Here is a 20965-nt window from a genome sequence, read left to right on the forward strand (position 1 = left end):
GCGAACGAAGGGGCCGGACGGCGCGGGCGGACGAGGTCACGCCCCGCACGACGGGCGGGAAAGCTCGGACGGAGAAAGCCTGGCCAGAGCTGGGTGAGGTGGTGCAGAAAGCCGGATCGCCGCTCGAATGGAGATGGACGCGGCGGCTTCGGAGAGGTGAATCGGCACCGGCGCCTCGAAACGAGGCAGACACATGTGCTGGCTGCACGGTACCACGGCGCTCGGGGTCCGGGGTGGGGACGAAGCCCCCGATATCCGGTTGCCGCGGCGTCCGCCGAGTGATGTGGTTCTGCCGGCCACCCGCCCGCGAGAGCCACCCGGGCCTGGAAGGGCTGCTGACGGACACCGCCGACAGCAATACGTACATGCGGCGCATCAACGACGAGCTCGGCTACGAGCCGGCGCACAGGTCGGTCGAGTACCAGCTCGATCTGCAGGAGCGGTCCGTCCGGTGGCCGGGGCGAGACCCCGACCACCGGCCTTCAGCCGGATCAGGCCGTACCCCGGAACGCGGCAAGGATCCGCTCGGCCGCCAGCGTGGCCGTCAACTCGCCGTCCCGTACCCGCTGTTCGAGCTCCGGAGTGAGCGCGCGCACCTCCGGATGGCCGCGCAGACTCTCCAGCAGCTCGTCCCGCACCATCGTCCAGGTCCAGTCGACCTGCTGATCACGGCGCTTCGCGGTGAGCCGGCCGGTCGATTCCAGCAGCGCGCGATGCTGCTCCAGCCGTTCCCACAACGTGTCGAGACCGGCCGAATCACGGGCGCTGCAGGTGAGGACCGGCGGGGTCCACGCCGCGTCCACCGGGTGCATCAGCCGCAGCGCACCCGCCAGTTCACGCGCCGCCGCGCGGGCGTCGCGCTCGTGCGGGCCGTCCGCCTTGTTGACCGCGATCGCGTCCGCCAGTTCCAGCACACCCTTCTTGATCCCCTGGAGCTGATCGCCGGTCCGGGCCAGCGTCAGCAGCAGAAACGTGTCGACCATGTCGGCCACCGCCGTCTCCGACTGCCCGACGCCCACTGTCTCCACCAGCACCACGTCGTATCCCGCGGCCTCCATCACCACGATGGACTCCCGGGTCGCCTTGGCCACCCCGCCGAGGGTCCCGGCGGTCGGAGACGGGCGCACGAACGCCGCCGGGTCCACCGCGAGCCGCTCCATCCTGGTCTTGTCGCCCAGGATGGAGCCGCCCGTACGGCTGGAGGACGGGTCGACGGCCAGCACCGCGACCCGGTGACCGAGCTCGGTGAGCATGGTGCCCAGGGCGTCGATGAAGGTGGACTTCCCGACCCCCGGCACGCCGCTGATGCCGATCCGCCGGGCGGCGCCGGAGCGCGGCAGCAACTCGCCCAGCAACTGCTGGGCCAGCGCCCGGTGATCGGGGCGGGTGGACTCGACGAGAGTGATGGCACGCGCGATGTGTGCCCGCTTCCCGTCGAGTACCCCCTTCACGTAACTGTCGATGTCGATCTTCGGAGCCATCGGGTCAGCGGCTCACAGCTCGTGACCCAGCGCGGCACCGAGCCGCGTCACCAGGTCGTACGCGGCATCCGGAATGACCGTGCCGGGCGGGAACACGGCCGTTGCGCCCGCCTCGTGCAGCGCCTCGACGTCCTGCGGCGGAATCACCCCGCCCACCACGATCACGATGTCCTCGCGCCCCTCGGCCGCCAGCTCCTCGCGAAGCGCCGGCACCAGCGTGAGGTGCCCGGCGGCCAGCGAGGAGACGCCCACGATGTGCACGTCCGCCTCCACCGCCTGCCGCGCCACCTCGGCCGGTGTCTGGAAGAGCGGGCCGACGTCGACGTCGAAGCCCAGGTCGGCGAAGGCCGTCGAGATCACTTTCTGACCGCGGTCGTGGCCGTCCTGTCCCATCTTGGCGACCAGGATGCGCGGACGGCGCCCCTCGGCCTCCTCGAACCTGTCCACCAGCGCCCGGGTCCGGTCCACGGAGGGGGATTCACCTGCCTCGTTGCGATACACACCGGAGATCGTACGGATCTGGCCCGCATGCCTCCCGTACACCTTCTCCAGGGCATCCGAGATCTCGCCCACCGTCGCCATCGCGCGTGCCGCGTCGACGGCGAGGGCCAGCAGATTGCCTTCGAGACCGGGGCCGGGCTCCCGCTCGGCCGCCGCCGTGAGCGCGTTCAGCGCGGCCCGGCAGGCCGACTCGTCGCGCTCCTCGCGCAGCCGGCGCAGCTTCTCGATCTGCTGGGCGCGCACCGACGAGTTGTCGACCTTGAGCACATCGATCTGCTCATCGCTCTCCACCCGGTACTTGTTCACCCCGATCACCGGCTGGCGCCCGGAGTCGATCCGCGCCTGGGTGCGGGCCGCGGCCTCCTCCACCCGGAGCTTCGGGATGCCCGCGTCGATGGCCTGAGCCATGCCGCCCGCGGCCTCGACCTCCTCGATGTGCTGCCAGGCCCGGCGCGCCAGGTCGTACGTCAGCTTCTCCACGTACGCGCTGCCACCCCACGGGTCGATCACCCGGCCGGTGCCCGACTCCTGCTGGAGCAGCAGCTGGGTGTTCCGGGCGATCCGGGCGGAGAAGTCCGTCGGCAGGGCGAGTGCCTCGTCGAGTGCGTTGGTGTGCAGCGACTGGGTATGCCCCTGTGTGGCGGCCATCGCCTCCACACAGGTCCGGGTGACGTTGTTGAACACGTCCTGAGCGGTCAGCGACCACCCTGAGGTCTGCGAATGGGTGCGCAGCGAAAGCGACTTGGCGTTCTTCGGTTCGAACTCCTTGACCAGCTTGGCCCAGAGCAGCCGGGCCGCCCGCAACTTTGCGATCTCCATGAAGAAGTTCATGCCGATCGCCCAGAAGAACGACAGCCGCGGTGCGAACGCGTCCACGTCGAGACCGGCGTTGCGTCCGGCCCGCAGATACTCCACACCGTCCGCGAGGGTGTACGCCAGCTCCAGATCGGCTGTCGCGCCCGCCTCCTGGATGTGATAGCCGGAGATGGAGATCGAGTTGTAGCGCGGCATCTTCTGGGAGGTGTACGCGAAGATGTCGGAGATGATCCGCATCGAGGGCTTCGGCGGATAGATGTAGGTGTTGCGGACCATGAACTCCTTCAGAATGTCGTTCTGAATGGTTCCGGCCAGCTTCTCGGGTCCTACGCCCTGTTCCTCCGCGGCCACGATGTACAGCGCCAGTACGGGGAGCACCGCGCCGTTCATCGTCATCGACACCGACATCCGGTCCAGCGGGATGCCGTCGAAGAGCTGCCGCATGTCGTAGATCGAGTCGATCGCCACGCCCGCCATGCCGACGTCACCGGTCACCCTCGGGTGGTCGCTGTCGTATCCGCGGTGGGTCGGCAGGTCGAAGGCGACGGAGAGCCCCTTCTGCCCGGCCGCGAGGTTGCGGCGGTAGAAGGCGTTGGACTCCTCGGCGGTGGAGAACCCGGCGTACTGACGGATCGTCCAGGGCTGGTTGACGTACATCGTCGGGTACGGTCCCCGCAGATACGGAGCGATGCCCGGATACGTACCGAGGAAGTCGAGCCCTTCGAGGTCGTGCCCGGTGTACAGCGGCTTGACCCCGATGCCTTCCGGGGTCTCCCACAGCAGATCGTCGTCGGAACTGCCGGAGGACTCCTTCACCGAGGTGCGCCACCGCTCCTCGGACACCTCGGCGGCGGCACCCGGACCGAGCTCGATGCCGGAGAAGTCAGGGATACGCATTACGCCACATCCATACGGTCGAGAAGGGAGGAGAGCACGGCCACCACATCGGAGCCCGCGAAGACGTACTCGTCGACGCCGGCGTACCCGGCGGGCCGGCCGGCGAGGAACACGCGCAGCGCACCTGCCGATCCCAGCGCCTCGGCGACCGCCCCGGCCTGCTCGGCGTAGAGCGCGTCGCTGGAACAGAGGCACGCCACGGCCGCGCCGCTGGCCCTGAACGCGTCGGCGGCCGAAGCCGCGTCGACCGACACCGGGTCGTGGACCGGCTCGATACCGCCCGCCTGGAAGAGGTTGGCGGCGAACGACGCCCGCGCGGTGTGCGCCGCGGCGGGGCCGAGCGCGGCGAGGAAGACCTTCGGGCGCTCCCCGGTCACCGCGAGGTGCGCGTCCGACCGGGCGCGCAGCGCCTCGAACGCCTCGTCACGGCGGACCCGGGGCAGACCGCCCGGGGCCGCGGCCGTTCCGGTCGGGGCCGGTTCGCGCTCGACCGGCCGCTCCGACAGTTGCGGGAACTCGCTGACTCCGGTGATCGGCTCCTTGCGGCGCGCCAGATCCTTGCTGCGCGCCGCCCAGGTGGCCGCGAGACGCTCGCCGATCATCCCGGAGCGAAGGGCGGCGGCCTGGCCGCCGGAGCCTTCGATCTCCTGGAAGAACGACCATGCGGCGTCGGCGAGTTCGGTGGTGAGCCGCTCGACGTACCAGGAACCTCCCGCCGGGTCGATGACCCGGGCCAGGTGCGACTCCTCCAGCAGGATCGTCGACGTGTTGCGGGCGATGCGCCGGGCGAACGCGTCCGGCAGGCCCAGCGCGTGATCGAACGGCAGCACGGTGACGGAGTCGGCGCCGCCGACACCCGCCCCCAGACATGCCAGCGTTGTGCGCAGCATGTTCACCCAGGGATCACGCCGCGTCATCATCACCGACGACGTCACCGCGTGCTGGCGCTGGGCACCGGCCCCGGCGGCCCCGCACACCTCGGCCACTCGGGACCACAGCCGGCGAGCGGCCCGCAGCTTGGCGACGGTGAGGAACTGGTCGGCGGTCGCGGCGTACCGGAACTCCATCTGCCCACAGGCCTCTTCGACCGACAGCCCGGCATCCGTCAGTGCCCGCAGCAGGGCGACACCGGTCGCCAGCGAAGCACCCAGCTCCTCGGCCGCCGAACCGCCGGCCTCGTGGTACGGCAGCCCGTCGACGGTCAGTGCCCGCAGCCCGGGAAACTCCTGTGCGCACCGCCGCGCCCAGTGGACCGCGGCCGGCAGATCGGGCTCGGCGCCGGTGCGGGCAGCCAGCCCGAGCGGGTCCGCGCCGAGATTGCCGCGCACGCTTCGCGCGTCGACGCCCCGCTCCGCGCAGATCCGCAGCAGCTCCGTGGCCGCGGCGTCGGTCTCACCTCCGGCATCGAGCACCACGGGAGCCAGATCGAGGTAGACGCCGTCCAGGGCCCCCGCCAGCGCGGACACCGGAACACCCGCGGCACCGCCCACGGCCAGCCACAGCGAGGTGACGCCGTTCTCCAGGTCGGCGAGCACCGCCTCGTTGAGACGCGCGGGATCCGCGAGGGCATGCTGTTGCCGTACGTCCCAGCCGCCCGCCGCGTTCCCCTCGGGCTTGCTGCCGCGGGTGAAGGGGGCGAAGCCCGGATATCCGGCATCGGGCGCGCTGTCGCGCGAGGTGTAGAGGGGGCGGGTGATGAGCCCGTCCTCCACCGTGGTGGACAGTGCTTCCTCGGCGGCCGAACCCTCGACGTCCTTGCCCGACTTGCGCAGCACGCCTTCGACGAGGCGTTGCCAGTGCTCATGGGCGGGGGCAGGGAATTCGGCGGCCAACGAAAGCCCGTCGGCAGGCAGGACCGTCATGCCCAGATGCTAGGTCAGGGCGCTGGGGAGGAGCATGGGTTCCCCTTGTGACCTTGCCCTCTCCGGAGCGCACTTGATCCTTCACCCACCGTCGCGTAGACGACCGGCCCCGCGGGCTGGGGAGGATTCCGTGGAGCCGGCCCGTCCAGTGGCCCCGCGGGAACCGCGGGGCCTGGAATTCGAGGGGCCTTCTTGCCGGTCCACGCTCCGATCGGCGTTGCCCTTAGGGCGGTCCTCCGGAAAGGACACCGCTATTGGTGTGGTGTGCCCCTGACCTGGTTGGGGGCGGTTGCGATTTCACATTTTCCGTTGTCGTCGCCGGTGCCCCCCGATCGATACCGTCCGGCGTTTTACTTTGTCGATTTCCCGACTGCGTGCGACGTTGGATCCGGCCAGGCCGAATGAATTCGGATACCCGTCGGGAAAAGGGGAAGTTCATCGTGCAGACCGCCAGGGCCGTCCCGGCAACCACCGTCCTCAACCTGCGCGACCTGGGCGGCATCGCCCTGGGCCCGGATCACCGGGTCCGGGCGGGTGTCGTGCTGCGGTCCGGGCAGCTCAGCGGGCTCGACGCGGCGCATGACTCGCAGGTGGCCGCGCTCGGCATCCGTACCGTCGTCGATCTGCGCACCGCCGACGAGCGCGCCGCGGCACCCGACCGGCTGCCCTCCGGGGCGCGGCTGTTCGTCGCCGACGTGCTCGGGGACAACCCGGGCGTGGCGCCTGCCCGGCTGCGCGCGCTGCTCACCGACCCCGTCGAGGCGGAGCGGACGCTGGGGGGCGGGAAGGCGGAGGGGCTGTTCGCGGACACCTACCGGCAGATGGTGCTCTCGCCGGGTGCGTCCGCCGCCTACCGGGCCTTCGTCGAGACGGTCGCCGACGACCGCGCCCGCCCGGTGCTCTTCCACTGCACGGCGGGCAAGGACCGTACCGGCTGGGCCACCGCCCTGCTCCTGATGATGATCGGGGCGTCACGCGATGTCGTGCGCGCCGAGTTCCTCGCGGTGAACCCCGTGCTGAGGGTCGCCTTCGCGCCCTATGTGCAGGACTTCCTCGACGCGGGCGGCGACCCGGCGATCGCGTCCGCGATCACCGAGGTCCGTCCGCGCTACCTCGACACGGCGCTGGACGCCGTGGAGGAGAGGTGGGGCGGGCTCGACGGCTATGTGCGCGACGGTCTGCGCATTCCCGAAGCGGCGATGGAACGGCTTCGCGACGGACTGGTGGTGCCCGCCTGAGCGGCGTCTGGTCGGCTCTTCCTCGCATGCACCCCTGGAGTGAGGGGCGCTCCAGGTTGACTTGATACCCCCAGGGGGTATGTTGTCGTGCGTCGGGGGCGCTGCCTCCCGGTCGACCCGATGGAGGAAACCGTCATGAACAACGCACTGAGGATCACCGCCTTCGCCGCCGCGCTCGCCGCGACCTTCGGAACCGCGTACGGAGTGGGCAGGAGCGTCGACCCGCTGGTGGCTGCGGAGGACCGCCCCGCGGGGCAGCACGGTGGCCACGGCGGGGGAGGGGAGGGCGGGTCGAAGGCTGCGGCCGACCACGCGCCGGGCGGGCTGCAGGTGTCCGAAGGCGGGTACACGCTGGCCCTGGAGACACCGACGGTCCGGGCCGGGGCCCGCTCCGAGATCCGGTTCGCCGTCAAGGACGACAGCGGGCGCAAGGTCACCGCCTATCGGCGTGAGCACGGCAAGGAGCTGCATTTCATCCTCGCCTCCACCGACCTCACCCAGTACCGCCATCTGCACCCCGTCCGCGCTGCCGACGGCACCTGGTCGACGCCGGTCGACCTTCCCGAAGCCGGTGGCTACCGGGTGTTCGCCGACTTCACCCCGGCTGCCGAGGGTGCCGAGAACCTCACGCTGGGGGCGGATCTGGCCGTCTCCGGCGCCTACCGCCCCGCCGCTCTCCCCGCCCCGGGCGGCACTGCCGAGGTCGACGGCTACCGCGTCACGCTCGACGGCGGACTGTTCGCCGGCCGGGCCGGCGAACTCAAACCGTCCATCAGCAAGGACGGCCGCCCCGTCACCGATCTGGAGCCCTACCTCGGCGCGTACGGGCACCTGGTCGCCCTGCGCTCGGGTGACCTGGCCTATCTGCACGTCCACCCGAACGAGGGGGGCCCGGGTCCGGTGGTGTCCTTCACGGCGACGGCGCCCAGCGCGGGCACGTACCGGCTCTTCCTCGACTTCAAGCACGAGGGCAAGGTGCGCACGGCTGCGTTCACCGTGCGGGTGGCGGAACCGGGCAACGGTGATGGCGCACATCAGGACGGCGGGACCGGCGAGCCTGCCGCGCACGCCCACTGACGCGAGCGGTTCGTGACTCGAAGTGACCCTGTGGCAGCGCGTGTTGCGCAGCGGTGGGTGAGGGCGTGCCGCCGTTCCCCCTCGGCCCCTGGGTATCGTGGGAGGACCGGATTTCGAATCCTCCGAGAGGGGCGTACGTGACCGAGCGCAAGCCTGCGGGCGTCAGCTTCGAATCATGGGTCGACAAGCAGATCCGGGAGTCCGAGCAGCGCGGCGACCTCTCGCACTCGCCGGGATTCGGCAAGCCGCTCGAAAATGCTGAGGCTCCCTACGACGAGAACTGGTGGATCAAGCGGAAGATGCAGCGCGAGGGGGTGTCGGTGCTCCCGCCGACGCTGGCCCTGCGCAAAGAGGCGGAGGATGTGGCCGAAGCCGTGTCCGGGGCGCGGACGGAGGCCGAGGTGCGGCGCATGCTGACCGAGGTCAACAAGAAGATCCGTGCGGCCGTCAGGCGGCCGCCGCCGGGACCGTTGCTGAACCTCAAGCCGTTCGACATCGACGCCGTGGTCGACGAATGGCGCGCGGCGCGCGATCGCTCGTAGCCCCCACGGGCTCGCGAGTGGGTGCCCGGCAACCGGATGCGTAATACTCCACCCATGACATCGAGCATTACGCGCCGGGGTGGCGGCGGGCGGCGGGAGACCGTGTGCATCAGGCGGGCCACCGCCCGGGACGCCAAGCGGCTCACCCGACTGATCAGGGCCTCCCGCGCCTACGAGGGGCCGTATGCCGCCGCGGTCGCCGGATACCGGGTGGGTCCCGACTACATCGAGACCCATCGGGTCTTCGCGGCCGTGGAGCCCGGCACCGAGCGGGTGCTGGGCTTCTACTCGCTCGTTCTCGATCCGCCGGAACTCGACCTGATGTTCGTCGCCGACGACGCACAGGGACTCGGCATCGGACGGCTCCTCGTCGGGCATCTGCGCGGTGAGGCGGAACGCGCCGGCCTCACCGGAGTACGCGTCGTCTCGCACCCGCCCGCCGAGGGCTTCTACCGCAGTGTGGGCGCCCGGCGGACCGGCACCCTGGCGGCCGACCCGCCCGCGGTGATGTGGGACCGGCCCGAACTGCTGCTGCCGATCGCCTGATCCGGCACGGCGGGGCCCGGCCGGGCCCCGCCGTGCACGAGCCCCGGACGAACCCTCCTCTCAGGACGCCGTGCTACGAGGGGAAGCCGCCGTACGGGCGCGTGATGATCTCCATGGCGTGACCGGCGGGATCGAGGAAGTACACGCCCCGGCCGCCGTCGTTGTGGTTGATCTCGCCCGGATGCTTCCGGTGCGGATCCGCGAAGTACTCGACCCCGAGTTCCTTGATGCGGGCGTACGCGGTGTCGAACTCCGCCTCCGAGATGAGGAAGGCGTAGTGCTGCATGGTGATCGAGGCTTCGGGAATGGTCGCGAAGTCCAGTGTGACACCGTTCGCGGTGGTGACCGGGATGAACGGGCCCCATTCCTCGCCGGTTTCGAGCCCCAGTATGTCCGCAAGGAACTCGGCGGACTCCCGGTTGTCCCGGGAGTGGATGATGGTGTGATTCAACTCGACTGACACTGTGGAATGCCTCCAACGGGCATCTCACGGGCACCTCCACGCCTCACCCGGCCGGTGACCGACGCGCGATGCCGTAATCGAAATCCTAGGTGAGGCCGAACCGATCGTCGAGGTCCGGTGAACCATCCGGCCGCCACCCCGGACCCGGCGACCGGCTACGGTGGGGAGAGGGGAAGGTGACGTACTCCGGGTATGCGGACGGAGGCTCCCGGTGACCTCGACAGCAGGTCTTCCCGACAGTCAGGGCGGCGACGACGGCCGCCACGAGACGCCCGAGGAGCGAGCGGACCGCCGGTGGACCGATCTGCTCCAGGAACTGCGCGTGGCCGAGACCGGCGTCCAGATCCTGTTCGGTTTCCTGCTTGCCGTCGTCTTCCAGCCCCGCTTCGCCGAACTCTCGGACACCGACCGCACCATCTACGTGGTCACCGTGATGCTGGGATCGGCCACCGCCGCCGCGCTGATCGGGCCCGTCTCCGTGACCGTGAAGAGGCCGCCGTCCGGGTCCAGCAGGGTCGCCTCGCTGCCCTCGGGCAGGGTCTGCTCTTCTACCAGACTGCCGCCGTTCTCCCTCGCCGCCGCGACCGTTGCCGGCACATCGGTGACGGGGAAGTGCACCTGCCAGTGCGGGCGGACCAGCGGATCCGGCGCCGCTTCCACCGCGCCGGAGCTGATCCGGGCGAGCCGGAGCCCGTCGCAGTCGACGATGACCTCGTCCTTCTCGTACGACACCTCGCAGCCCCCAGGGCGCCCGCTCGCCCAGTCGAGCACTTCTCCGTAGAAGATCGCGGCGTCGAAGGCGTTCCTGGTGTGCAGGCGCAGCCAGGCGTGCGAATGGATGTCCGGCGCGGGCGGTGAGGCCGCGGGCTCGACCCGCTCCCAGATGCCGAACACCGCACCGTCCCGGTCCGCGGCCAGCGCCCCGCGCCCCTTGCCGAGAGCCATCGGCCCCACGGCGACCGTGCCGCTGCGCTCACGGATGCGCGACGCGGCCGCGTCGACGTCGGCGACGGCGAAATAGGGCGTCCAGGCCACGGCCACCCGGTAGGCGGTCGCCACCGCGCCGATCCCGGCGACCGGTACGTCGCCGCGCTGTGCGACCGAGAACTCCTGCCCCAGCTTCCCCGGTCGGAAGGTCCACCCCAGTACTGCGGCGTAGAACTCCTGCGCCGACTCCAGGTCGCGGGTCATGAGGTTGACCCAGCAGGGCGCTGCGGGTCCGGTCAGCGGCGCCCGTGTCGGCGCTCTCCCCGGGGGGCTTGCGGTCATGGTCCTTCTGCCTTCATGGGTTGCGGGGTCTGCGTGCGCCCGTGGCCGCCGGGCCCCACCAGCCTCACCGGGGGCCGCCGCCCCCGCAACACGCGACGCCCCCGCCGCGGACCGTTGTCGGGAAGTCCGCGGGGTCAGTCGCGCTGCTCGTCGGTCTCGCGGGGGATGGGCTCGTTCCCGTGATCACCGAGCTCGTACGGCGAAAGGCCCCGGCCGTCGGGCGGAAAGTGGTCGTCGCCGTGCACATCGCGTTCCTCGATGTGGCTGCGGTGGTCCGGCCGTGGTGGCTGCTCGTCGGGTCTGGGTGGTGGGAGTTCCTGGGCCCGGCGCCGCATTCCGAGCCAGACCGCGCCGATCAGCACGGCGACCAGCGCCAATCCGACGATGCCCATCAACGACCCGGTGGCGCCCCGGCCGTCGGCGAGCGTGAGGGCCAGCGAACTCAGGTCTGCGTTCGAAACGTCCATGTTTGCCGGATACCCCGAGGTGAAGTCCTCACTCAATAATTCATATGAATTCATGTTTTAAGTGGATATGAGCTGAAAGACGTTTCGCTCCTGGGGATCGCGATCCGTTCGGATGGCGGCGGCCTCGTGTCGCCGTCGCCCTGACACGGGGTGAGCCTGGAGACATCCCCGAATCGCCCCAGGGGCACGGAGCGGAGGGAACCGCGGTGAACAGCATCAAGGAGAAGCAGACGGAGGACAGCGGATACGTCCAGGAGGTCTCGGTCGTCATCAGCGGATGCGAGAAGGCCGACGCGCGGATGGTCTTCGATGTGCTGCGGGCCGCGTTCACCACCGACCGGGCCTCGGCGGACGTACCGCAGAACCTCGCGGGCAGGCGCCCCACAGCGTGGGTGGTGACCGTCGACGTCACCGAGGCGAGGGTGGTCTCCGGGCCGGTCGCGCTCGGTGCTCCCGTGAGCGTCGATGCGCAGGGCGGTTACTGGGCGGTGGAGCGGCTCCGTCAGGGCCTGGCGCACGCCTTCGACGTCAAGGTCGTCGGGACCGTCTCCGGCGACCAGGAGGAAGAGGTGCGGCTGCGGCTGTCGAGCCGGTAGGCCGATGGGCCGGCAGGCCGACAGGCCGACGGATCACGGCCCGGCAGCGGAGCAATGGAACCGGAAGGCGCCGCACGTCTGGTAGAAAACGGACAAATGGCCACCTCTGAAAGGTGCGAGTGCGTGGACCCCTCTCGCGGGCGGGACGACGGTGCGCGACAACCGGCAGCGACCGGTGACCGTTCCACCCTGACACTGCAGATCAACGGAACCGAGCGGACGCTCACGCTCGATCACCGCACCACCCTTCTGGACGCCCTGCGCGAACACCTCGGCCTCACCGGTGCCAAGAAGGGCTGCGACCACGGACAGTGCGGGGCGTGCACCGTCGTCGTCGACGGGCGGCGCGCCAACAGCTGCCTGCTGCTCGCCGTCGCCCACGACGGCGCCGCCGTCATCACCGTCGAGGGCCTCGCCGACGGCGGCCGGCTCCACCCGCTCCAGGAAGCCTTCCTGGACCGCGACGCCCTCCAGTGCGGCTACTGCACCCCCGGCCAGCTCTGCTCGGCCGTCGGCATGCTCGGCGAAGCGGCGGACGGCTTCCCGTCCCATGCCACCCCCCGATGCGCACCCGTATCGGCTCCGGCACCGCTCGGCGCCGACGAGATCCGCGAGCGGATGAGCGGCAACCTGTGCCGCTGCGGCGCGTACCCCCGTATCGTCGAGGCGATCGAGGACGTTGCGCCGTGAAACCCTTTGCCTATCTCCGTGCCCGGTCCGCCGACGAAGCGGTCCAGGAGAGTGCCGCTCGCCCCGGCGCCGTGTTCCTCGCCGGCGGCACCAACCTCGTCGACCTGATGAAGCTCGGTGTCGAGGCCCCCGAACTGCTCATCGACATCAGCCGGCTGCCGCTGGACCAGGTGGCCGACACCGCGGACGGCGGCCTGCGGATCGGCGCGACGGCGCGCAACAGCGACCTGGCAGCCCACCCCGCGGTACGCACCCGCTACCCCGTCCTGTCCCAGGCACTGCTGTCCGGCGCCTCCGGGCAGCTGCGCAACACCGCCACGACCGGCGGAAACCTGATGCAACGCACCCGCTGTCCGTACTTCCAGGACACCTCCAAGCCGTGCAACAAACGGGAACCCGGCACCGGCTGCCCCGCCCGCGACAGCGCCCTGCGCGCCCTCGCCGTACTCGGCCACTCCGAGCACTGCGTCGCCACCCACCCCTCCGACATGGCCGTCGCCCTGGCCGCCCTCGACGCCACCGTCCGGCTGCACGGACCGGACGGCGAGCGGTCCGTGTCCGCCACCGCGTTCCACCGCCTGCCGGGAGACACCCCGGACCGGGACACCGAGATCCGGCCGGACGAACTCATCACCGAGGTGGTCCTGCCCCCGCGCCCCGACGGTGCCGTCTCCCTCTACCGCAAGGCCCGCGACCGCGCCTCCTTCGCCTTCGCCCTCGCGTCCGTCGCCGCCGTACTGAGCGTCCGCGCCGGCCGGATCGAGCACGCCGCGCTGGCTTTCGGCGGACTCGCCCACCGGCCCTGGCGCGCCCATGCCGCCGAGGACGTGCTCCGGGGTGCACCGGCCACCGACGAGACCTTCGCACGGGCCGTGGACGCCGAACTCACCGTGGCCCGCCCGCTGCGCGACAACGCGTTCAAGGTGGGCCTCGCCCGCACCCTGGCCGTCGATGCGCTCGCCGAGCTCGCCACCGACAGTTGAGCAACCGCACCAACGCCGACCCCCAGCCGTGAGGACCCCGTCATGAGCCAGGCCCCACCACCACTGGGCACCCCCGTCGTCCGCCGTGAGGGCCGGGACAAGGTCACGGGCACCGCCCGCTACGCCGCCGAGCACACCCCGCCGGGCTGTCTGTACGGCCGCCCCGTCCCCGCCACCATCGCCCGCGGCCGCGTCGACGCCATCCACGCGGAAGAGGCTTTGGCCCTGCCGGGCGTGCACGCCGTACTCACCCACGACAACGCCCCCCGGCTGAAGGAGCCCGACGACCCGATCCTCGCCGTCCTCCAGAACGACCGGGTCCCGCACCGGGGCTGGCCCGTCGCGCTCGTGGTGGCCGACACCCCGGACGGCGCCCGCGCCGGGGCCGAGGCGCTTCGGATCACGTACGAGACCACCGGGCACGACGTCCTGCTGACCGAGGACCACCCCGGCCTGTACACCCCGGAGACGGTCAACGGCGGCTACCCCGCCGTCCGCGAACGCGGCGACACCGACCGGGCCTTCCTCATGGCACCCGTCCAGATCGACGCCACCTACACCGTCGGCGCGCTGCACAACCACCCCATGGAGCCGCACGCCACGACGGCGCAGTGGGACGAGAACGGGCACCTGACCGTTCACGACTCCAGCCAGGGCTCCACCAAGGTCCGCGACAGCCTCGCCACCGCGTTCGGAATCCGGCCCCAGCAGATCACCGCCGTCTCCGAGCACGTCGGAGGCGGCTTCGGGTCCAAGGGCACCCCGCGCCCGCAGACCGTGCTCGCCGCCATGGCCGCGCGCCACACCGGGCGTCCTGTCAAGATCGCGCTGCCCCGCCGCCAGATGGCCGCCATGATCGGTCATCGCGCCCCCACCGTCCAGCACGTCCGGCTCGGCGCCGACCTCGACGGCGTCCTCACCGCGATCGACCACGAGATCATCACCCACACCTCCACCGTCAAGGAGTTCGTGGAGCAGGCGGCCGTACCGACCCGGATCATGTACGGCTCCGCCACCAGCCGCACCGCCCACCGGGTGGTCGCCCTGGACGTGCCGACCCCTTCCTGGATGCGCGCACCGGGCGAGGCCCCGGGCATGTACGCGCTGGAATCCGCCATGGACGAACTCGCCTCGGCCCTCGGCACGGACCCCGTCGAACTACGCATCCGCAACGACCCGGCGAACGAACCGGACTCCGGACGCGCCTTCAGCAGCCGCGGCCTGGCCGCCTGTCTGGAGCAGGGCGCCGCGCGCTTCGGCTGGTACGACCGCGATCCGCGCCCCGCGATCCGTGAGGAGGGGCCGCTGCTGCTCGGTACGGGCGTCGCAGCCGCCACCTACCCCGTGTACATCGCCCCCTCCAGCGCCTCGGCACACGCCGCCCCCGACGGCTCGTACCGCATCCAGGTCAACGCCACCGACATCGGCACCGGCGCCCGCACCGTGCTCGCGCAGATCGCGGCCGACGCCCTGGACACCCCGGTGGAGAACGTCCGGACCGACATCGGCAGCAGCGAACTGCCCGACGCCCCACTGGCGGGCGGATCGTCGGGCACCGCCTCCTGGGGCTGGTCCGTGCACAAGGCATGCACCCTGTTGCGGCGGCAGCTGGGCGAGCGCACCGGCCCCGTCCCCGCCGAGGGGCTCACCGTCGCCGCCGACACCCAGCAGGAGACCGCGGGGGAATCCCCGTACGCGCGCCACGCGTTCGGCGCGCACTTCGCCGAAGTCGCCGTGCATTCAAGGACCGGAGAAGTGCGACTGCGGCGGATGCTCGGTGTCTTCGCCGCCGGACGCATCCTCAACTCCCGCACCGCGCGATCCCAGTTCATCGGCGGCATGACCATGGGGATCGGCATGGCACTGACCGAGGCCAGCACCATGGACCCCGTCTTCGGTGACTTCACCGAGGGTGATCTCGCCTCCTACCATGTGCCGGTCTGCGCAGACGTGCCGGAGATCGACGCGCACTGGATCGACGAGGAGGACCCGCATCTCAACCCGATGGGCAGCAAGGGCATCGGCGAGATCGGCATCGTCGGCGCCGCCGCGGCCGTCGGCAACGCCGTCCGGCACGCCACCGGTATCAGACTGCGCAGTCTCCCGCTCACACCGGACACGCTGCTGCCGTATCTCCTGTGACCTGGGCGGTCGTCCCCTGTGTTGCGCAACCGGTGCAATCGGGTCAACCTGAGGAATGACCCAGAAGTGACATCTGCTCACTCTTCGTGTTCGGGGGGTCGTTGTTCAACGGGGCGAAGACAAGTGGGCCTCGATGTGAGGAGCCTCGACGATGACCGTTCCACTCGACCGGCACTATCTGGTCGAACTCCAGGTTTCGGCAGAGCGTGTGTCCCAGCTGCGGCGAATCATCGCGGCACACCTCCGCCACTGGAGTCTCGAACTCCACATCCGGCCGGTGTGCCGGGGTGTGGAGGAGCTGCTGACCAATGTCCACCGGCATGTCGGTGACGACAACAACTGCGTCGTCGAACTCCGTTGGTCCGGGCGGCATCTCACGGTCTCCGTCGCCGACAACGGCTCCGGGATGCCCCGGCTGCTCAGCGCCGGTGGCGGTGGCCTGAGCCGAGTCATGGCCCTGAGCGACAGCTGGGGCACCTGCCGTACACCCGAGGGCAAGGTCGTCTGGTTCACCCGGTACGCCGAGGAGCCGTACAGCGTCGGCCTGGCACCGCTCCCGCCGCTGCCCGGGGTGCGCGAGTTCCGCCGCTCGCCCGCCGCGGCCGCCGCTCCCGTCGCCGAGCCCGTGACGGCCGCCGACCCTGCTCTCGTCTGAGCCGGGCCACCGGGACCGCCGGTTCCCGCACCGCTGAGCGCTCCCCCCACTTCCGGCGCGGACGACGTGCACACCGCACAAGCGGACCGCGCCGGCCGGGTGTCCGCCCGGCGAGGCCCGCGTTGCGGCGCGGCGCACGGCGCGGCACGGTCGAAGAACCGAGGCAAGGAGGACACGGCCATGCCCATCGCGACGGTCAATCCCGCGAACGGCGAAACCCTCAGAACGTTCCAAGCGCTGGACGAAGCGGGGATCGAGCAGCGGCTCGACGCAGCCGAATCCGCGTTCAGGCAGTACCGGACCACCGGATTCGCCGAGCGGGCCCGCCTGCTGAACCAGGCCGCCGTGCTGCTGGACGAGGACCAGCAGGACATCGCGCGCACCATGACCATCGAAATGGGCAAACCCGTCAAGGCGGCCCGCGCGGAGGCCGCCAAGTGCGCCAAGGCGATGCGCTGGTACGCCGCCCACGCGGAGGAACTCCTCGCGGACGAGAATCCGTCCGCCGGCGATGTGCGGGACTCCGGCGCCTCCCGGGTCTACGTCCACTACCGGCCGCTCGGCGCCGTGCTCGCGGTGATGCCGTGGAACTTCCCGCTCTGGCAGGTCGTACGGTTCGCTGCACCGGCCCTCATGGCGGGGAACGTCGGCCTGCTGAAGCACGCCTCCAACGTCCCGCAGACGGCCATGTATCTGGAAGGCTTGTTCCGCCGGGCCGGATTCCCGGCGGGATGCTTCCAGACCTTGCTGGTGGGGTCCGGGGCGGTCGAGGCGATCCTGCGCGACCGCCGGGTCGCCGCGGCCACCCTCACCGGCAGCGAACCGGCCGGCCGCTCCGTCGCGTCGATCGCCGGCGATGAGGTGAAGCGCACCGTCCTGGAGCTGGGCGGCAGCGACCCGTACCTCGTCATGCCGTCGGCGGACGTCGCCAGGGCCGCCCGCACCGCCGTCACCGCGCGGGTCCAGAACAACGGGCAGTCCTGCATCGCCGCCAAACGGTTCATCGTGCACACGGAGGTGTACGAGGAGTTCACCGAGCGGTTCACCGTGGGTATGAGCGATCTGACCGTCGGTGACCCGATGCAGGAGTCCACCGACATCGGACCGCTCGCCAGCGAACAGGGCCGCACCGACCTGGAGGATCTGGTGGACGACGCGCTCCGGCAGGGCGCGAGCGCACTGTGCGGAGGTGGCCGGCCCGACGGCCTGGCCCCGGAACTGGAGCCCGGCTGGTTCTACGCCCCCACAGTCCTCACCGGAATCACCCCCGCCATGCGCATCCACCGCGAGGAGACCTTCGGCCCCGTCGCCTCGCTCTACCGGGTCGAAGGGCTGGACGAGGCCATCGCGCTCGCCAACGACAGCCCCTTCGGCCTCAGCTCCAACGTATGGACCCGCGACCCGGACGAGGCACGTCGCTGCGTCCGCGATCTGGAGGCGGGCGGTGTCTTCTTCAACGGCATGACGGCCTCCCATCCCGCGCTGCCCTTCGGCGGCGTCAAGCGCTCCGGCTACGGGCGCGAGCTCGCCGGGCAGGGCATCCGCGCATTCTGCAACGCGACCACGGTCTGGTACGGCCCCGAGCCCGTCGGCGCCACCTCCTAGGGCGGGCTCGAATGTCCCGCCTGGCCGGGGGCGTCCGGCACTTCCCAAGCTCTCGGCTTCGCTCGAGCGGGGGAGATCCCATTGCTCGCCGCTTGCCGGTCGTCGGCGCAGCCCGCTGCGCTCTTCTCCCTCCGCCTTGCGATCGCACGCACCGGACGCCCCCGGCCCCGCCCTCCGGGCGGACGACGCCACTTCCGAAACAAGCCTCAGAGCATTTCGGCTGGAGACATCCATGAGCAACGCCCCCGGCCCGGCAACCCCGTCCGGCCCGTCCGACGAAGAGATCGCGGCACTCGACGCGCACTGGCGGGCCGCCAACTACCTGGCCGTCGGCCAGATCTATCTGATGGACAACCCGCTCCTGACCCGGCCGCTCGCCCGGGAGGACGTCAAGCCGCGCCTGCTCGGCCACTGGGGCACCACACCCGGACTGAACCTGGTGTACACCCACCTCAACCGTGTCATCGGATCCCGTGGTGTCCAGGGCCTGTGCGTCTGGGGCCCCGGCCACGGCGGACCCGCCGTCCTCGCCAACTCCTGGCTGGAGGGCAGCTACTCGGAGACGTACCCCGACATCGGCCGTGACGCCGAAGGCATGGGGCTGCTGTTCAAGCAGTTCTCCTTCCCCGGCGGGGTGCCCAGCCATGTGGCGCCGGAGACACCTGGCTCGATCCACGAGGGCGGCGAGCTCGGCTACGCCCTCACCCACGCCTACGGGGCCGCCCTCGACCACCCCGAACTACTCGTCACCTGCGTCATCGGCGACGGCGAGGCCGAGACCGGACCGCTCGCGGCGTCCTGGCACTCCAACAAGTTCCTCGACCCGGTGCACGACGGAGCTGTCCTGCCGGTGCTCCATCTCAACGGCTACAAGATCGCCAACCCGACCGTGCTCGCGCGCCTTCCCGAGACGGAGCTCGACGCCCTGCTGCGCGGCTACGGACACGATCCCCTGTACGTCGGCGGCGACGACCCGATCGGCGTCCACCGGGCGATGGCCGCAGCGATGGACCGCGCCGTCGACCGGATCCGGGAGCTGCAGGCCGCCGCCCGCACCGGCGGCGACACCGGCCGCCCGCACTGGCCGATGATCGTGCTGCGCACCCCCAAGGGCTGGACCGGCCCGGTGGAGGTCGACGGGGTGCCCGTCGAGGGCACCTGGCGCGCCCATCAGGTTCCGCTGCCCGGGGTCCGGGACAACGAGGACCATCTGCGGCAGCTGGAGGAGTGGATGCGCTCCTACCGGCCCGAGGAACTCTTCGACGCGTCGGGGCGGCCGAGCCCCCAGGTGCTCTCCTGCGTGCCCGAGGGCGACGCCCGGCTCGGCTCGACCCCGTACGCCAACGGCGGTCTGCTCCTGCGTGATCTGCCCATCCCGCCGCTGGACGACCACGCCGTCGAGGTCGACAAGCCCGGCACCGTGCTGCACGAGCCGACCCGGGTGCTCGGCGGCCTGCTGGAGGCCGTCATGGCCGCGACCGCCGAGCGCCGCGACTTCCGCGTCGTCGGCCCCGACGAAACCGCGTCGAACCGGCTCGACGCCCTCTACGGCGCCACCGCCAAGGCCTGGCAGGAACGGATACTGCCGACCGATGAGCACCTCGCCCGCGACGGACGCGTCATGGAGGTGCTCTCCGAGCATCTGTGCCAGGGCTGGCTGGAGGGCTATCTCCTCACCGGCCGGCACGGTCTCTTCTCCTGCTACGAGGCGTTCGCCCACATCGTCGACTCGATGGTCAACCAGCACATCAAATGGCTCAGGACATCCCGTCGGCTGGTCTGGCGCCGCCCCATCGCCTCGCTCAACTACCTGCTCACCTCGCACGTCTGGCGCCAGGACCACAACGGCTTCTCCCACCAGGATCCGGGCTTCGTCGACCACATCCTCAACAAGAGTCCCGAGGTCGTACGGGTCTATCTGCCACCGGACGCCAACACCTTGCTCTCGGTCGCCGACCACGCGCTGCGCAGCCGCGACTACGTCAATGTGATCGTGGCCGGAAAACAGCCCTCCTTCGACTGGCTCACCCTCGACCAGGCCCGCGCGCACTGCGCCCGTGGCGCCGGTGTGTGGGAATGGGCGGGCACGGAGAACGGCGGCCGCGAACCCGACGTGGTGCTCGCCTGCGCCGGCGACGTACCCACACTGGAGACCCTGGCCGCGGCGGACCTGCTGCGCAGGCATCTGCCGGAGCTGGCGGTGCGGGTGGTCAATGTGGTCGACATGGCGCGGCTGCTGCCCCGCGAGGAGCATCCGCACGGGATGCCGGACTCCGAGTACGACGCGGTGTTCACCCGGAACACACCGGTGATCTTCGCCTACCACGGCTATCCGTGGCTGATCCACCGGCTCGCCTACCGGCGCGCGGGCCACGCGCAGCTGCATGTGCGCGGATACAAGGAGGAGGGCACCACCACGACGCCCTTCGACATGGTGGTCCGCAACGACCTGGACCGCTACCGGCTGGTCATGGACGTCATCGACCGGGTGCCCGGCCTCGGCGTGCGCGCCGTGGCGGTGCGCCAGGCGATGGCGGATGTCCGCACCCGCCATCACGCCTGGATCCGTGAACACGGCACGGACCTGCCGGAGGTGGCCGGCTGGACCTGGAGCGGCTGACACCCTCCCGGTGCCCCCGACGCGGGCTCAGCGGCCGACCGCGCGTGCCAGCTGGGCCTTCGTCATGTTCGACCGCCCGTGGATGTTCTTCTTCTTCGCCTCTTCGTAGAGCTGGTCGCGGGTGGGCCCTTCCGCTCCGCTGCGGGAGCGCAGACCGCCGCGCCGCGAGGACGACATGTCCTCGATGGAGGTACGGCTCGCCGTCCTCGACTCACCGGCGCGGGCGCGTTCCTTGTTGACCGTACGAGCCGCGATCTCCTCGGCCCGCTCCTCGCTGACTCCGCGCTCCTGCGCGCTCTCCTTGATGTGTTCGTACTGCCTCTCCCGCTTGGCGTTGAATCCGCGTGGCATGGAGCCCTCACCTCTCTCTCCGGGACCTGCCCCGGGGCCCGGCGGGCCCCTCCCCAGTCTCCCAGCGACGCCCCGGACCCGCATGCCTCAGGCATGCGGGTCCGGGGGGAGGGGGGCGGCGTCGCGCCGGTCCGTTCAGTAGCGCAGGGCCGCCGCGATCCCTC

Annotated in this window: 18 protein-coding genes and 1 pseudogene; 12 read left to right on the forward strand and 7 right to left on the reverse strand. The window is 71.0% G+C overall.

From position 1 onward, the window contains the following. Positions 1-491: 491 nt before the first annotated feature. From meaB to mutA, 3 genes are read right to left on the reverse strand one after another with little or no spacing between them, the layout of a single operon-like run. A complete protein-coding gene (gene meaB / locus ACWCQ6_RS16905) occupies positions 492-1481 on the reverse strand; it encodes a methylmalonyl Co-A mutase-associated GTPase MeaB (RefSeq protein ID WP_451089851.1) in 990 nt (329 codons plus the stop codon). A 12-nt stretch (positions 1482-1493) separates the two neighbouring features. Then, complete coding sequence (gene scpA, locus ACWCQ6_RS16910) at positions 1494-3695, reverse strand: methylmalonyl-CoA mutase (protein WP_451089853.1); 2202 nt, start codon at positions 3693-3695, stop codon at positions 1494-1496. Continuing rightward, on the reverse strand, positions 3695-5557 hold the full coding sequence (mutA, locus tag ACWCQ6_RS16915) for a methylmalonyl-CoA mutase small subunit (RefSeq protein WP_451089855.1): 1863 nt from the start codon (positions 5555-5557) through the stop codon (positions 3695-3697). The genes scpA and mutA overlap by 1 nt, the downstream gene beginning before the upstream one ends. A 440-nt stretch (positions 5558-5997) precedes the next feature. Between mutA and ACWCQ6_RS16920 the strand changes: the two genes are divergently transcribed. The 4 genes from ACWCQ6_RS16920 (at position 5998) to ACWCQ6_RS16935 (ending at position 8960) form a co-directional block, all read left to right on the forward strand. Beyond that, complete coding sequence (locus ACWCQ6_RS16920; protein WP_451089857.1) at positions 5998-6795, forward strand: tyrosine-protein phosphatase; 798 nt, start codon at positions 5998-6000, stop codon at positions 6793-6795. A gap of 135 nt (positions 6796-6930) precedes the next feature. After that, positions 6931-7872, forward strand: coding sequence for a hypothetical protein (locus ACWCQ6_RS16925; RefSeq protein WP_451089859.1), 942 nt, complete (start codon positions 6931-6933; stop codon positions 7870-7872). A 137-nt stretch (positions 7873-8009) separates the two neighbouring features. Continuing rightward, complete coding sequence (locus ACWCQ6_RS16930) at positions 8010-8414, forward strand: DnaJ family domain-containing protein (protein WP_451089861.1); 405 nt, start codon at positions 8010-8012, stop codon at positions 8412-8414. 54 nt (positions 8415-8468) lie between these two features. Next, positions 8469-8960 (forward strand): GNAT family N-acetyltransferase, encoded by a 492-nt coding sequence (locus tag ACWCQ6_RS16935; protein ID WP_451089863.1) that lies wholly within the window; start codon positions 8469-8471, stop codon positions 8958-8960. 73 nt (positions 8961-9033) lie between these two features. On the opposite strand, the gene ACWCQ6_RS16940 is transcribed toward ACWCQ6_RS16935, so the two are convergent. Beyond that, positions 9034-9423, reverse strand: coding sequence for a VOC family protein (locus tag ACWCQ6_RS16940; protein WP_451089865.1), 390 nt, complete (start codon positions 9421-9423; stop codon positions 9034-9036). Positions 9424-9634: 211 nt separating this feature from the next. On the opposite strand from ACWCQ6_RS16940, the pseudogene ACWCQ6_RS16945 reads away from it, so the two are divergent. Beyond that, a pseudogene (locus ACWCQ6_RS16945) lies at positions 9635-9901 on the forward strand (DUF6328 family protein); the annotation flags it as partial. On the opposite strand, the gene ACWCQ6_RS16950 reads toward ACWCQ6_RS16945, so the two are convergent. Together ACWCQ6_RS16950 and ACWCQ6_RS16955 are read right to left on the reverse strand one after the other, a co-directional pair. Continuing rightward, on the reverse strand, positions 9841-10692 hold the full coding sequence (locus ACWCQ6_RS16950; protein WP_451089867.1) for a VOC family protein: 852 nt from the start codon (positions 10690-10692) through the stop codon (positions 9841-9843). The pseudogene ACWCQ6_RS16945 and the gene ACWCQ6_RS16950 sit on opposite strands and share 61 nt — an antisense overlap. Positions 10693-10826: 134 nt before the next feature. Continuing rightward, complete coding sequence (locus ACWCQ6_RS16955) at positions 10827-11159, reverse strand: DUF6479 family protein (protein ID WP_451089869.1); 333 nt, start codon at positions 11157-11159, stop codon at positions 10827-10829. A 206-nt stretch (positions 11160-11365) separates the two neighbouring features. Here ACWCQ6_RS16955 and ACWCQ6_RS16960 point away from each other — a divergent pair, with 206 nt between their 5' ends. From ACWCQ6_RS16960 to ACWCQ6_RS16990, 7 genes are all read left to right on the forward strand, one after another. Further along, positions 11366-11755, forward strand: coding sequence for a hypothetical protein (locus tag ACWCQ6_RS16960; RefSeq protein WP_451089871.1), 390 nt, complete (start codon positions 11366-11368; stop codon positions 11753-11755). Positions 11756-11878: 123 nt separating this feature from the next. Beyond that, the gene (locus ACWCQ6_RS16965; protein WP_451089873.1) at positions 11879-12445 is read left to right on the forward strand and encodes a 2Fe-2S iron-sulfur cluster-binding protein; all 567 of its coding nucleotides are present in this window, start codon (positions 11879-11881) and stop codon (positions 12443-12445) included. Beyond that, positions 12442-13428: an FAD binding domain-containing protein gene (locus tag ACWCQ6_RS16970; protein WP_451089875.1), complete on the forward strand. Its 987-nt coding sequence runs from the start codon at positions 12442-12444 to the stop codon at positions 13426-13428. Before ACWCQ6_RS16965 ends, ACWCQ6_RS16970 begins: the two co-directional genes overlap by 4 nt. Before the next feature lie 42 nt (positions 13429-13470). Beyond that, positions 13471-15570, forward strand: coding sequence for a xanthine dehydrogenase family protein molybdopterin-binding subunit (locus ACWCQ6_RS16975; protein ID WP_451089877.1), 2100 nt, complete (start codon positions 13471-13473; stop codon positions 15568-15570). A 151-nt stretch (positions 15571-15721) separates the two neighbouring features. After that, entirely contained in the window at positions 15722-16225 is a 504-nt protein-coding gene (locus tag ACWCQ6_RS16980) for an ATP-binding protein (RefSeq protein WP_451089879.1), read from the forward strand. 180 nt (positions 16226-16405) lie between these two features. Continuing rightward, positions 16406-17830, forward strand: a complete 1425-nt coding sequence (locus ACWCQ6_RS16985) for an NADP-dependent succinic semialdehyde dehydrogenase (protein ID WP_451089881.1) — start codon at positions 16406-16408, stop codon at positions 17828-17830. A 232-nt stretch (positions 17831-18062) separates the two neighbouring features. Next, positions 18063-20450 carry a phosphoketolase family protein gene (locus tag ACWCQ6_RS16990; RefSeq protein ID WP_451089883.1) on the forward strand — a complete coding sequence of 796 codons (2388 nt, stop codon included), beginning with the start codon at positions 18063-18065 and terminating at the stop codon, positions 20448-20450. A 27-nt stretch (positions 20451-20477) separates the two neighbouring features. On the opposite strand, the gene ACWCQ6_RS16995 is transcribed toward ACWCQ6_RS16990, so the two are convergent. Further along, positions 20478-20801, reverse strand: a complete 324-nt coding sequence (locus tag ACWCQ6_RS16995; protein ID WP_451089885.1) for a plasmid stabilization protein — start codon at positions 20799-20801, stop codon at positions 20478-20480. Positions 20802-20965: the final 164 nt, after the last annotated feature.

Source organism: Streptomyces sp. NPDC001880 (assembly GCF_053594575.1).

Excerpts from the sequence above, each read along its gene's own strand:
- meaB (WP_451089851.1), bottom strand. The coding sequence starts at position 1,481 with ATGGCTCCGAAGATCGACATCGACAGTTACGTGAAGGGGGTACTCGAC.
- scpA (WP_451089853.1), bottom strand. The coding sequence starts at position 3,695 with ATGCGTATCCCTGACTTCTCCGGCATCGAGCTCGGTCCGGGTGCCGCC.
- mutA (WP_451089855.1), bottom strand. The coding sequence starts at position 5,557 with ATGACGGTCCTGCCTGCCGACGGGCTTTCGTTGGCCGCCGAATTCCCT.
- ACWCQ6_RS16925 (WP_451089859.1), top strand. The coding sequence starts at position 6,931 with ATGAACAACGCACTGAGGATCACCGCCTTCGCCGCCGCGCTCGCCGCG.
- ACWCQ6_RS16935 (WP_451089863.1), top strand. The coding sequence starts at position 8,469 with ATGACATCGAGCATTACGCGCCGGGGTGGCGGCGGGCGGCGGGAGACC.
- ACWCQ6_RS16950 (WP_451089867.1), bottom strand. The coding sequence starts at position 10,692 with ATGACCGCAAGCCCCCCGGGGAGAGCGCCGACACGGGCGCCGCTGACC.
- ACWCQ6_RS16955 (WP_451089869.1), bottom strand. The coding sequence starts at position 11,159 with ATGGACGTTTCGAACGCAGACCTGAGTTCGCTGGCCCTCACGCTCGCC.
- ACWCQ6_RS16975 (WP_451089877.1), top strand. The coding sequence starts at position 13,471 with ATGAGCCAGGCCCCACCACCACTGGGCACCCCCGTCGTCCGCCGTGAG.
- ACWCQ6_RS16980 (WP_451089879.1), top strand. The coding sequence starts at position 15,722 with ATGACCGTTCCACTCGACCGGCACTATCTGGTCGAACTCCAGGTTTCG.
- ACWCQ6_RS16985 (WP_451089881.1), top strand. The coding sequence starts at position 16,406 with ATGCCCATCGCGACGGTCAATCCCGCGAACGGCGAAACCCTCAGAACG.
- ACWCQ6_RS16990 (WP_451089883.1), top strand. The coding sequence starts at position 18,063 with ATGAGCAACGCCCCCGGCCCGGCAACCCCGTCCGGCCCGTCCGACGAA.
- ACWCQ6_RS16995 (WP_451089885.1), bottom strand. The coding sequence starts at position 20,801 with ATGCCACGCGGATTCAACGCCAAGCGGGAGAGGCAGTACGAACACATC.